A 12755-nucleotide genomic window follows, 5' to 3' on the forward strand; every position below is an offset into this window, starting at 1 on the left:
AAGTTCGCGCGGATCAATTCTTATAGGTAATGAGGGGGATATCAGTGGCTGAAATCTTAAAAGTGTCTGTAGGGCAATTATTAGAGGATGTAGCAGCGAGACAACCCAAAATAGAGGCAATGGTTTATGCAGACAGGGGCCTCAGATACAGCTATGAAGAATTTAACGGCGTATGCCGGGATGCAGCGAGAGGATTTATGAGCTTGGGAATTGAAAAAGGGGATCATATAGCGATCTGGGCTGCCAACACCCCTGAGTGGCTGATCAGCCAATTTGCTACAGGGAAAATGGGAGGAGTCCTGGTTACGGTCAATACCAATTATCAGGCTCATGAGCTTGAATTTCTGTTAAAGCAGTCCGACTCAAAAACTATTATTTTAATGGAAGAATTTAAGGGACATTCTTATATTGATACTTTATACGAAATTATTCCTGAATTAAGAAATTCTAAGCCGGGCCAGCTTCTATCAAAAAAGCTCCCGATGCTTAGAAATGTAATTGTAATGGGCGATAAAAAATTCCCTGGCACCTTTAACTGGAATGACGTACTTTCTGGAAAAGAACAGATAACTGAGGAAGAACTTGATTTCCGGATGAAATCCCTTCATTGGGATGATGTCATAAATATGCAGTACACGTCTGGTACGACCGGATTCCCTAAGGGAGTCATGCTCACACACTCGAATGTTGTGAACAATGGCTATAACATTGCCCAGTGCATGAAACTCTCGCATGAGGACCGGCTATGCATTCCCGTTCCGTTTTTTCACTGTTTTGGCTGTGTTCTCGGTACGATGGCCTGTGTTTCAGTGGGTGCGACCATGATTCCCGTCCAGGAATTTAATCCGCGTACTGTTTTGCAAACCGTGCAGGATGAAAAATGTACCGGTCTTCATGGCGTGCCAACGATGTTTATCACGGAGCTCAGCCTGGATGATTTTGATTCCTTCGATCTATCAACGCTCCGGACCGGGATCATGGCCGGATCCAATTGTCCATTGGAGGTAATGAAGGCTGTAGTGGACAGGATGGGGGCTGCTGAAATTACGATAGCGTACGGACAGACTGAATCTTCGCCGGTCATAACCCAAACGCGTACAGACGATCCGCTGGAGCTAAGAGTCTCATCTGTCGGAAGAGCACTTCCCAATGTGGAAGTGAAAATCGTCCAGCCGGGAACGAATCAGGAAGTGCCCCGGGGGATACAGGGTGAGCTATGTACACGGGGATATCATGTGATGAAAGGCTATTATCAAGATCCGGATGCAACCCTTAAGGCGATAGATTCAGAGGGATGGCTGCATACGGGAGACTTGGCTGTCATGGATGAAAACGGATATTGCCGGATAACGGGCAGGCTGAAGGATATGATCATCCGCGGAGGGGAAAACATTTATCCCCGCGAAATAGAAGAGTTTTTATATACTCATCCGCAAGTAATGGATGTTCAGGTCATCGGAGTTCCTGATGAAAAATACGGGGAAGAAGTGATGGCCTGGATCATTCCTCGCGAAGGCCAAAAGCTGTCGGTTGAGAATATTAAAGATTTCTGCCGCGGCAATATATCAAAGCATAAAATACCGAAATATATACAGTTCACGAAAGAATATCCGATGACAGCTTCTGGAAAAATCCAGAAATTTAAACTGAGAGAGCTCTCACTAAGTCTAATAAATGTCAAATCGTAATGAGGAGGATACTGTCTTGTTAAAGAAAATACTGATAGCAAACAGGGGAGAAATCGCTGAAAGAATCATTAAAACCTGTTCGAGGCTGGGAATAAAGACCGTTGCTGTTTACTCGGAAGCCGATAAGGAAGCTCCTTTTGTTGAAAGTGCTGATGAAGCATATTTACTCGGTGGTCCACGGGTTCAGGAGAGTTATTTAAACAGTGCAAAAATTTTAGAGATTGCTAAGGAGACGAAAGCAGAAGGCATTCACCCGGGATACGGATTTTTAAGTGAGAATGCTGAATTTGCTAAAGCATGCGAAGCAGAGGGAGTCGTATTTATCGGCCCTTCTCCAAAGGTCATCTCTCTAATGGGAAAAAAGGTGGAATCCAGAATAGCGATGGAAGCAGCCGGCCTTCCGCTGGTTCCGGGAATATCCCGGCCGCTTAAAGATGCAGATGAAGCAGCAGAGCTGGCAGGGCAGTTTGGGTATCCCGTAATGCTGAAAGCTTCAGCCGGAGGCGGAGGCATCGGGATGCAGGCCTGCAGCACGGAAGCAGAATTAAGAAAGGCATTTGAAGGAAACCAAAAACGCGCGGTCATGTTTTTTGGGAATGGAGATATGTTTCTTGAAAAGCTGATTGAAAAGCCGCGGCATATTGAAATTCAAGTCCTGGCAGATAAGCATGGAAATACTGTTTACCTATGGGAGCGCGAATGCTCCATTCAGCGCCGGCATCAGAAGGTACTTGAGGAAGCACCCTCACCATTTCTAGACCGGGAAACAAGGGAAGCAATGGGAAAAGCAGCAGTGGAGGCAGCAAAATCCATCGGCTATAGCAATGCAGGGACGATTGAATTTTTAGTGGATGAAGAAAAGAACTTTTATTTCTTAGAAATGAATACCCGGCTTCAGGTAGAACACCCAATAACGGAGGAAATAACCGGACTGGACCTTGTGGAAGAACAGATCCGAATCGCTTCCGGGGAGAGCTTAGGATTTCAGCAGAAGGACATAGTGTTGAAAGGCCACGCTATTGAAGTCCGAATTTACGCAGAGGATCCAAAAACCATGTATCCTTCACCCGGAAAAATTACTAATCTTAAGCTGCCTCAAGGCACTGGCATACGCCATGAGCTTGGGGTAACTTCCACCTCACATGTCACACCTTTTTATGATCCAATGATTGCTAAACTGGTTATTAAGGGCCGTACGAGAGGTGAGGCAGCCGCAAGGCTTGAGGAAGCACTGGCTCAATATCATGTGGAAGGAATCAAGACAAACATTCCGCTGCTTTCAGAGATTGTTGCGCATGAAGCCTTTAAATCCGGTGATACAACTACAGATTTTATTCAAAAAAACATAGTAAAAACAAACACAATTTCATCCTAGGAGGAAAACAAAATGGCAGAAATTAAATCTAACATGGCAGGAAGCGTCTGGAAAATATTGGTGGAACCGGGTGAACAGGTAACCGAAGGACAGGATATTATCATTTTAGAATCTATGAAAATGGAAATCCCTATCGCATCTGAACAGGATGGAACCATAGCAGAGATTAAAGTCAATGAAGGTGACTTTGTAAATGATGGGGATGTGCTAGCCACTATAGAATAAAGCGGGCTCGGAGGGGATAGGGATGAAGTGGCCTGAAAAAGTAACAATCAAGGAAGTCGGTCCAAGGGACGGACTTCAAAATGAAAAGAAAATTATCCCTTCGGAAACGAAAATCGGGTGGATCGATTCACTTTCAGAGACTGGGTTATCTTATATCGAAGTCACTTCGTTCGTGAATCCTAAATGGATTCCACAGCTGGCTGACTCCCTTAAAGTGGCTGAGGGAATACACAGAAAGCCAGGAGTGACATATGCCGCCCTGGTTCCGAACCTCAAAGGTCTTGAGGGAGCACTACACGCTAAAATGGATGAAATCGCGGTGTTTATGTCGGCTTCAGAAGGCCACAATCGAAAAAATATTAACAAATCCATCCATGATACCTATCCGGTCCTTCAAGAAACCGTTAACCTGGCCCTCCAAGAAGGAAAAAAAGTCAGAGGATACCTATCCACTGTTTTTGGGTGCCCTTATGAAGGGAAAGTTCCAGCCGCTCAAGTGTTGTCTATTTGTGAAAGACTTTTTGAGATGGGTATTGAGGAGCTTTCGCTTGGCGATACGATTGGTATTGCCAATCCAAGGCAGGTGGAAGAAATCCTTGAACAATGCTTGAAAACATTCAAAGGAGCACGTTTCGCCCTTCACTTTCACGATACACGGGGAATGGCGCTCGCAAATATATTAAAAGCGCTGGAAATGGGCTTCGATACATTCGATTCGGCGCTGGGGGGACTTGGCGGCTGTCCTTATGCCCCTGGTGCCTCAGGCAATGTCGCGACAGATGACCTGGTGCACATGCTTGAAAAAATGGGAATTGATACAGGAATCAATCAGGATAAACTTCTGGACGCCGGATACTTTTTACAGCAAAAAATGCAGTCCAAGCTTCCCAGCCATCAAATGGCCGTATACAATGCTGCGAAAGCATAATATAGAGGTGATCAATCATTCTTGAATCTATTACTATAGAAATGAACGAAGAAGGAGCTGCTATCCTTACCTTGAACCGCCCCGAAGCGGCTAATGCCTTATCGGTGGAGCTCCTTCGGGGTTTGGGTGACACCCTGGATAAGATAAAATTCGAGAAAAAAGTAAGAGTGGTCATTCTCACGGGCGCCGGGGAAAAAGCCTTCTGTGCTGGTGCTGATCTTAAAGAGAGGGCAAAAATGAGTCCTGAAGAGGTTAGGCAGACTGTTGCTTTAATCGGTGAGACGGTGAAAAAACTCGAAAATCTGCCTCAGCCTGTTATCGCTGCCATAAACGGTGCCTGTTTTGGAGGGGGCCTTGAGCTGGCTTTGGCCTGTGATATAAGGATTGCTTCTTCATCAGCAAAAATGGGTTTGACAGAAACTTCACTTGGCATCATTCCAGGAGCAGGCGGGACGCAGAGACTGCCGCGTATTATCGGCATCAGTAAAGCCAAAGAACTTATTTATACCGCAAGAAGACTTCAAGCAGAAGAGGCAGCAGATGCAGGAATCATTTCAGCTGCGGTACCTCCACATGAATTATTGCAAAAGGCTTTAAGCCTTGCAGGTGAGATTGCAAAGAATGCTCCGATAGCTGTTGCACAGGCTAAAAAGGCAATAGACTTGGGCATGCAGACTGATCTTGCGACGGGGCTTAAGCTGGAGGAACAATGCTATAGCACGACCATTCCTACAAAGGACCGATTAGAAGGTCTGAACGCATTCAAAGAAAAACGCCAGCCCCGTTATATTGGGGAATAATGTTTACGGAGGTTGACCATGACCATTCAGGAAAAACTGAAGGAGACTGTCGAAAGAATTCAGAAGGGCGGATCAGAAAAATATCATCAGAAGAACTCCGAAAAAGGGAAGCTTTTCGTAAGAGAGCGCCTTAATCTATTATTCGATCACGGGCTTGACATTGAAGATGCATTTTTTGCTAATTGCAGTGCAGAAGGGCTGCCTGCAGACGGTGTGGTAACAGGGTTAGGAAAAATAAACGGCCAGACCGTTTGCGTCATGGCCAATGATTCTACTGTGAAAGCTGGATCATGGGGAGCACGTACCGTAGAAAAGATCATTCGGATCCAGGAAACCGCTGAAAAGCTGAATATACCCATGCTCTATCTAGTAGACTCCGCAGGAGCGAGGATTACCGACCAGGTTGAAATGTTCCCAGGAAGACGCGGAGCTGGGCGGATCTTTTATAATCAGGTTAAATTATCCGGAAGAGTTCCCCAGGTTTGTCTTCTATTTGGCCCTTCAGCCGCAGGAGGTGCCTATATTCCGGCTTTCTGTGACATTGTTGTAATGGTGGAAGGGAATGCTTCCATGTACCTTGGCTCCCCAAGGATGGCAGAGATGGTCATTGGTGAAAAAGTGACAGAGGAGCAGATGGGCGGCGCACGGATGCACTGTTCCCAATCAGGATGCGGTGATGTAATGGCAAAATCAGAAGAGGAAGCCATCCAATTTGCCCGGAAATATTTATCCTATTTTGGTGCCAATTTCAGTGAACAGCCACCTGTCGTGGATGGGATTGGGCCCCGTGAAGATATTAAACCTATTTCCGAGCTGCTGCCTCAGAATCAAAATGCACCCTTTCAGATGTATGACTTAATAGATAATTTGATTGATCAAGGCTCGTTCTGCGAAATCAAAAAGCTGTTTGCTCCCGAGCTGATTACCGGCCTTGCACGAATGAATGGAAAACCGGTCGGTATTCTTGCAAACCAGCCCCGCGTCAAAGGCGGAGTGCTTTTCCCGGATTCAGCCGATAAAGCAGCCAAATTCATTAACTTATGTGATGCCTTCCATATTCCATTGCTGTTTCTGGCGGATATTCCTGGCTTCATGATCGGAACAAAGGTGGAACAGGCGGGAATCATCCGCCACGGAGCAAAAATGATTTCAGCTATGTGTGAAGCAACTGTACCAAAAATTTCGGTGGTAGTCAGAAAAGCGTATGGAGCAGGGCTGTATGCCATGGCCGGACCGGCTTTCGAACCGGATTGCTGCCTGGCGCTTCCTAGTGCATCCATTGCTGTCATGGGGCCGGAAGCGGCAGTGAACGCCGTATACGCGAATAAAATCAAAGACCTTCCGCCGGAAGAAAGGGCTGCATTCATTGAATTAAAGCGCGAGGAATACAAACAGGACATTGATATCTACCGCCTGGCATCAGAAATGGTCATCGATGACATCGTTCAGCCGGACCGCCTCCGGGATGAACTTATCACACGTTTTGAAGCATATTCTACCAAACAACTGACTTTTACTGCTAGAAAGCATGGAGTGTATCCAGTTTAAGAGGACAAATCAAAAAAAGAATTCCCAGATGTAGGGAATTCTTTTTTGGGTTGTTTAATATCAAAAGGATTTATTTTTTTTCTATGGTTTTTTTGATTTAATAACCTTATATCATATTTTACCGATATTTTTCACAATTAGGATCCCCCGCAAGAACTTCCGCAGGAGCTTGAAGAGCAGCTTGAACTGGAACAGGAATTTCCCGAGCTGCAGGAGTGATCATGATGATTATGATCATGCTTATGATCTGGGCCGGACCCTGTACAGGTTGACCACCCTGAGCAATTATTCCGGGATGCTTCTTTTTTAATCTCTTGATCATCAATCCCATAGTAGGAGGTAAAAAGTACCGTTGGAATCAAAATTGAATCTGAAGTCGAGTTTTTCTTTAGACTTATTTTTCCGGATTTCAAATTTTCGTTATGTCTGATCGTATCTATATCGTCTATTAATTTTTTGATCAGAGCTCCGGCAGCTGCTTCTGCTTCTACGTTTTTAGGATTGAAGTATTTTTCAGAAAGTTCCGGTATGGTGCTTGCTTCAAAATCCCACAGTACCTCCTGATCTAACTCAAATCTAAAAGGACCAAAAATGATGAAAGTGTTCGGAGACCATTCAAAGAGATTGGTATAGATCAGTTCAAACCAGGCTCTTTCCGAACTGTTTTTAGCATGAACCGTTTCTGATAGCAAATTCTTAGTAACATTAGGTTCATGGTGAATATAACATCCGGTAAATTTAAAGCTGAACGTTTCATAATTCTTGGTGAACATGAGCATTTCGTGCCATATTTCATCGACTTGTTCATTATACATAGGCACATTTTTTAACAGGGCAGACATAAGGAAAAATCGCTTCAGCTCCAGCTCATACATGTCATATTCGGAAGCGGTCATTTTTCCTTCTGCTAGAACCCTTTCTTTCACATTGGCTGCATATTCATTGTCCCAGGCTTTCTCGAGTCTTTCTGCCAGACCCTCAAGCCCTAGATTCGGCTTTATACCAAGGTTATCCGGAATTCCGATTGGCTTCAATCTGTTTTGATAAGCAGGAAACCAGCGCTTCCCAAAGATAAAAGCTAAATAGATGGCTGCAAAAAGAATGACAGCGGTAATCATCTGGTTCATACAGAATCCCCCTTTTTTCGTCAAATCTATTTTATTTAAAATTCGATAAGCTGCCCCGAAAAATCCTTCTTTCATGAATAATAATTTCCATTTTGAAGAAATTAAAGAAAAACTGGAAGAGGAAAAGGTGATGACTGTGAGTGATTTGGTTATTGCGAGAGCCATGTTTGGCACGACCATGGCTTTTCATATTATTTTTGCTACCCTGGGAATCGGTATCCCCTTCATGATATTGATGTCAGAATTTGTCTTTTTAAAAACAAAGGATCAGGATTATTCCATTATGGCAAGAAGGTGGACGAAGACAAAAGGGGTGCTTCTCGGGATTGCTATTCCGTCAGGTACTATTGCAGGGGTATCGCTTTCACTTCTGTGGCCAGGTTTCATGGAGGTTATCGGGCGTGTTATGGCATTGCCATTTCAGATTGAAATTTATGCTTTCTTTATTGAAGCATTATTCCTTTCCATCTATGTATATGCATATGATCGAATTTCAGCAAGAGCAAGAATTATATCACTGGTACTTGTTACACTTGGAGCACTCGCTTCAGCTGTATTAATTTCTAATGTACATGCTTTCGAAGGAACTCCTGCAGGTTTCAGGGTTGTAAATGGCCATATTGTGGATGTGGACCCATGGGCGGCATTTTTTAATCCCGGCTTTTTTGTAACGGCTGGTCATGTTTCACTGACAGCTATCATGACTGGAGCTTTTGTTTTTGGGGCGACTGCTGCCTATAAAATGCTAAGGAATTCACCTGGAAGCCGGTCCTATAAATTTCATTCAAAAGCTCTCTTCATGAGTCTCGTAACAGGCGGAGCCATCGCATTATTAAGTTCGCTGAACGGCCATGCGTCGGCCCAATTCCTTCATGAATATCAGCCTGAAAAGCTGGCAGCAGCGGAAGGGCTTTTTGAAACGCAGTCACATGCTCCGTTATTAATCGGCGGTACGGTCGACCCGGATACAAAGGAAGTTAAATATGGAGTGGAAATTCCATGGGCCTTAAGTTTTCTGGCCGGAAACAGCTTTGACACCGTGGTCCGCGGCTTAAACGAATTTCCGAGAGAACATTGGCCGCCTTTATTCATTCATACGATGTTTAACGGCATGGTTGGAGTCGGTATGTATTCACTTCTCATAGCGGCGCTGGGAATCATCTGGATCAAGTTCCTTAAAAAAGAAGTACTTCCCAAATGGCTTCTGTGGGCAGTTACCCTTGCAGGTCCTCTTTCCGTACTCGCGATTGAATTCGGCTGGATTTTGGCCTGTACCGGCAGGCAGCCTTGGACTATCTATCATATTCTCAGTACGGCCGACTCAGTGACAAGCCAAACAAATCTCGGGACACTTTATCTGCTGTTCGTATTGGTATACCTGCTTTTGGGTATCGCGGTCATAGCTGTACTATACTTTTACTTCAAGAGGCATCCACTGATGAACGACCTTTCGAATCAGACGGATGGCGATGATAAAAATTATACGGTGCATTAAGGGGGGACAAAGATGACAGGATTAACATTAACGGATGAAATACTAGCGATCACATTAATCTGGGGTTTTGTTTTTATATATGCTGTTATGGGATCCATGGATTTTGGCGCGGGATTCTGGTCGATGGTCTATATCAACCGGGAGAAAACAAATGCGACAAACATTGCAAACCGCTACTTATCGCCGACTTGGGAGGTTTCCAATGTATTTATTGTCGCCCTGGTTGTTGCTATCTACAGCATGTTTCCAAGGGCAGCCTATTCACTTGGAACCATTCTGCTGGTACCGGGATGTCTAATACTTTTGCTTCTGGCCATTCGGAGCGCATTCCTGGTTTTTTCACACACTGCCGAAAAATATAAATCACTTCTGATTTATGTTTCAGGTGTGACAGGCATTATAATCCCTGCCTTATTGATGGCCGTGCTTCCCATATCGCAGGGAGGCTATGTAGTCGAAATGAATGGGAGAGAAACATTGTCTTTAGCCAGACTGTTTACAAGCCCTAATGTATATGCCTTCATGGCTTTCGCAATCAGCAGTTCGTTATTTCTGTCTTCACTGCTGCTGGCCGATTACTCCAAAACATCAGATGACATGAGGGCCTATGACGTATACAAACGTGATGCAATCATCACAGGTCCACTATCATTGATCAGTGCTTTCTTTATCATGGTAACACTCGAAAGGGAGGCCGCCTGGATTTTCGATGAGATGATGAAAAATATACCTCTGTTACTAGCATCGGCTGTCTGTTTTTTGTTAGCCGGAATAGCGCTGATCATCCCGGGCAAGAACGGTACCCGCGGTATTCCTAGGCTTGCTGTTGTAATAGCAATCATTCAGTACATGCTTGCAAGCTATGTTTACGGAAGAGCACATTTACCATACATCGTATATCCGAATGTAACCATCCAATCTGGATTTACAGATCCGAATTCATTCCGGGCGGTTTTCATTGTTTATGTAGTAGGATTCGCTATACTCTTCCCGGGCTTTTACTACTTTTGGAGTCTGTTTATGAAAAACAAAAGCCTGCAGCAGAGAGAGGAGTAGCACCCCAATTTTTTATTGGCGGTGCTTTTTTCTGTTCAAGGCTGTTTTATTAGATAAAATAGAAGTACGGCTTACTAAGAGGGGAAAAATGTATGCGTGAAAAAATAGTACTTGCCTTTTCATCGGGCAAGGATTCTGCAGTACTTCTTCATGAATTGCAAACAGGGAATCAATACGAGGTCGTATCACTTGTTACTACCTGTACAAAAGAAGGGAAAACGACAAGTCATCATATTGATGAACGGATCGTCGAAGAACAGGCTGAATCTATTGGTCTGCCTCTGTATAAGATTAAAATGGATGTATTTAATGCAATAGAATTTGAGGATGGGCTGATCAACGCCATGAATCATTTCAAAGAAACCTGCGGCGTGACCAAGATTGCTTACGGAGACTTATTCTTGGAAGATGTAAGGGTTTATAAGGAACAGTTACTAGAGAAGTTTGGCTTTCAGCTGCTCGTTCCGTTATGGGGAAGAGATACTTCAGAATTTGTATGCTCTATCGTGGAGTCAGGGTGGAAAGCGGTAATTGCTGCCGTTGATACTGAAAAACTGACACAGGACTACCTGGGAAAGACTCTCACAAAGGAAATGATCGATCGTTTCCCAGCAAATATGGATCCCTGCGGTGAAAACGGAGAATATCACACGTTTGTATATGATGGCCCTATTTTTAACAAACCTATTTCTTATCAGATAGAACTGCCTGAAGAAAAAGGGGACAGGTGGATTTTCGCTAATCTTGCATTAACCCCTGATGGCAAGGGAAACTGAAGCTTTAAAACGAAAGGAGGGCCGATAAGTGGCTCAGCATGATTTTACAACTGGGAATATCTTTAAACAGCTGATTGTTTTTTCAACTCCGATTTTATTGGCGAACTTATTGCAGACCTCTTATCAATTTATTGACAGCCTATGGGTTGGAAACCTGATCGGTTCAAATGCCCTGGGAGCCGTCGCCGTTTCAAGCACAGTCATCTTTACGATCCTTTCTTTTATAATCGGCATAAACAATGCTGCTCTCACGATATTGTCGCAAGCGAAAGGAAGGAACAATGAGGAAAGGCTGAAGAGGTATCTTAATGGCTTTGTAGTCATTTTATTCAGTTTAGCTTTATTACTGGGAATCTCAGGATACGTACTTGCTGAGTTTATATTAAACATGATGGGGACACCCCAAGACATCATTCCCCAGGCAGTAAAATATCTTCAGATCAATTTAGCGGGAATCGTCTTTTTATTTGGCTATAATTTTATCGGCACTATATTAAGAGCCATGGGAAATAGTAAGGCACCGCTAAGATTTGTCTTTATTGCGGTTATTTTAAATACAATCCTGGATCCTATATTTATTTCTGTCTTTGATTTAGGCATTGAAGGCGCTGCATTTGCAACGATCCTATCGCAGGGATTTTCCTTTTTTTACGGACTGTGGTATATCATCAAACAGAAAATTGTCCCGCTCTCTTTACCTAAAATTCCGAAAAGAGAGGAAACACTCACGATCCTCAAGCTGGGAATTCCTTCCGGGCTTCAGATGAGTGTCATCTCTGCTGGGTTAATGGCAATCATGAGTGTGGTGAATTCTTATGGAAATTCAGTGGTGGCGGGGTTTGGAGCCGCCCAGAGACTGGACAGTATCCTCATGCTGCCTGCACATGCTCTGGGAACCGCCGTAAACAGCATGGCCGGCCAGAATATCGGCAGGGAAAAATGGGAACGCGTCCACAAAATATCGTTATATGCTGTCTTCTATAACCTAATGATCATGTTTGTTATAGCCTTGCTCGTCTTCCTATTTGCCTCATGGGGGATAAGTTTGTTTGTAGAGGATGAGAAGGCAGTTCATTTCGGTACACAATACTTGAAGATCATTGCGTTCTTTTATCCATTCCTTGGCATAAACTTTATCTTAAATGGAGTGGTTCGGGCATCCGGAGCGATGATGGCTGTTCTTATGTTAAATATCATTTCGTTCTGGGTTTTGAGATTTCCGTTAACCTCACTTGCATCCAGCCTATTTGGATCATCAGGCATTGGAATAGGCATGGGAGCCAGCTTTTTCATTAGCAGTTTCTTTGCCATTCTTTATTACCGCTATGGGACGTGGAAAGAGAAAAAGATATTTAGTAAATGAGAAAGATACAAAAAGACCAAATCCTGGGCAGGGATTTGGTCTTTTAATTTGGCTCTTTTCTAAAAGATTGTTGTTTTTTAATAAGTTTTGTTACATCACCTTATTGTTAGATCAGGTTATGGAGCGTAAGGTGCGAGACTCCTGCGGGAATAGCGGGCATTGTCCGGCTCCAGCGCCTAGACCCTCGAGTCATAAGCCAATCGGTCCATGGAAAGGAAAACCGCTTTCCACGGCCCGCTTGTCTAATGCTTGGCTAACGCATAAGCGCGACTAAGCTTCTGTCTTCGCTAACGCTCGCCAATCAGCAAGTCTTCTTTATCGGGTCTGAACAAGGCGCTTCCGCTTTTCTATCAGGTGAGACCCCGCAGGCGAAG

General features: G+C 44.1%; 11 protein-coding genes. 10 read left to right on the top strand and 1 reads right to left on the bottom strand.

The window, feature by feature from the left end; all coding sequences use genetic code 11:
- Window positions 1–53 precede the first annotated feature (53 nt).
- Genes CUU66_RS13660 through CUU66_RS13685 form a run of 6 tightly spaced genes read left to right on the top strand, consistent with a single transcriptional unit; the run spans window position 54 to window position 6564 of the window.
- Window positions 54–1688 carry an AMP-binding protein gene (locus tag CUU66_RS13660; RefSeq protein WP_101643127.1) on the top strand — a complete coding sequence of 545 codons (1635 nt, stop codon included), beginning with the start codon at window positions 54–56 and terminating at the stop codon, window positions 1686–1688.
- A gap of 16 nt (window positions 1689–1704) precedes the next feature.
- The gene (locus tag CUU66_RS13665) at window positions 1705–3063 is read left to right on the top strand and encodes an acetyl-CoA carboxylase biotin carboxylase subunit (RefSeq protein ID WP_101643097.1); all 1359 of its coding nucleotides are present in this window, start codon (window positions 1705–1707) and stop codon (window positions 3061–3063) included.
- Between the two features lie 12 nt (window positions 3064–3075).
- Entirely contained in the window at window positions 3076–3288 is a 213-nt protein-coding gene (locus tag CUU66_RS13670; RefSeq protein WP_101643099.1) for an acetyl-CoA carboxylase biotin carboxyl carrier protein subunit, read from the top strand.
- 22 nt (window positions 3289–3310) lie between these two features.
- Window positions 3311–4216 carry a hydroxymethylglutaryl-CoA lyase gene (locus tag CUU66_RS13675; protein ID WP_101643102.1) on the top strand — a complete coding sequence of 302 codons (906 nt, stop codon included), beginning with the start codon at window positions 3311–3313 and terminating at the stop codon, window positions 4214–4216.
- Window positions 4217–4233: 17 nt separating this feature from the next.
- Window positions 4234–5016, top strand: coding sequence for an enoyl-CoA hydratase (locus CUU66_RS13680; protein ID WP_101643105.1), 783 nt, complete (start codon window positions 4234–4236; stop codon window positions 5014–5016).
- Between the two features lie 18 nt (window positions 5017–5034).
- On the top strand, window positions 5035–6564 hold the full coding sequence (locus tag CUU66_RS13685) for an acyl-CoA carboxylase subunit beta (protein ID WP_101643107.1): 1530 nt from the start codon (window positions 5035–5037) through the stop codon (window positions 6562–6564).
- Between the two features lie 137 nt (window positions 6565–6701).
- Here the strand turns inward: CUU66_RS13685 and CUU66_RS13690 are convergent, their stop codons facing one another.
- A complete protein-coding gene (locus tag CUU66_RS13690; RefSeq protein WP_142383729.1) occupies window positions 6702–7691 on the bottom strand; it encodes a hypothetical protein in 990 nt (329 codons plus the stop codon).
- Between the two features lie 136 nt (window positions 7692–7827).
- Here CUU66_RS13690 and CUU66_RS13695 point away from each other — a divergent pair, with 136 nt between their 5' ends.
- The 4 genes from CUU66_RS13695 (at window position 7828) to CUU66_RS13710 (ending at window position 12381) form a co-directional block, all read left to right on the top strand.
- The gene (locus tag CUU66_RS13695; protein ID WP_101643129.1) at window positions 7828–9186 is read left to right on the top strand and encodes a cytochrome ubiquinol oxidase subunit I; all 1359 of its coding nucleotides are present in this window, start codon (window positions 7828–7830) and stop codon (window positions 9184–9186) included.
- A 12-nt stretch (window positions 9187–9198) separates the two neighbouring features.
- Window positions 9199–10242: a cytochrome d ubiquinol oxidase subunit II gene (locus CUU66_RS13700; RefSeq protein WP_101643111.1), complete on the top strand. Its 1044-nt coding sequence runs from the start codon at window positions 9199–9201 to the stop codon at window positions 10240–10242.
- A gap of 92 nt (window positions 10243–10334) precedes the next feature.
- On the top strand, window positions 10335–11018 hold the full coding sequence (locus tag CUU66_RS13705) for a diphthine--ammonia ligase (RefSeq protein WP_101643113.1): 684 nt from the start codon (window positions 10335–10337) through the stop codon (window positions 11016–11018).
- Window positions 11019–11046: 28 nt separating this feature from the next.
- Window positions 11047–12381, top strand: coding sequence for an MATE family efflux transporter (locus CUU66_RS13710; protein WP_101643115.1), 1335 nt, complete (start codon window positions 11047–11049; stop codon window positions 12379–12381).
- Window positions 12382–12755: the final 374 nt, after the last annotated feature.

Origin of the sequence: Peribacillus deserti (genome assembly GCF_002863585.1) — a bacterium.
Lineage (GTDB): Bacteria > Bacillota > Bacilli > Bacillales > DSM-1321 > Paraperibacillus > Paraperibacillus deserti_A.

Bases quoted from the DNA above. Each gene is read 5' to 3' on its own strand.
- CUU66_RS13685 (WP_101643107.1), top strand. From the start codon at position 5,035: ATGACCATTCAGGAAAAACTGAAGGAGACTGTCGAAAGAATTCAGAAG.
- CUU66_RS13690 (WP_142383729.1), bottom strand. From the start codon at position 7,691: ATGAACCAGATGATTACCGCTGTCATTCTTTTTGCAGCCATCTATTTA.
- CUU66_RS13705 (WP_101643113.1), top strand. From the start codon at position 10,335: ATGCGTGAAAAAATAGTACTTGCCTTTTCATCGGGCAAGGATTCTGCA.
- CUU66_RS13670 (WP_101643099.1), top strand. From the start codon at position 3,076: ATGGCAGAAATTAAATCTAACATGGCAGGAAGCGTCTGGAAAATATTG.
- CUU66_RS13675 (WP_101643102.1), top strand. From the start codon at position 3,311: ATGAAGTGGCCTGAAAAAGTAACAATCAAGGAAGTCGGTCCAAGGGAC.
- CUU66_RS13700 (WP_101643111.1), top strand. From the start codon at position 9,199: ATGACAGGATTAACATTAACGGATGAAATACTAGCGATCACATTAATC.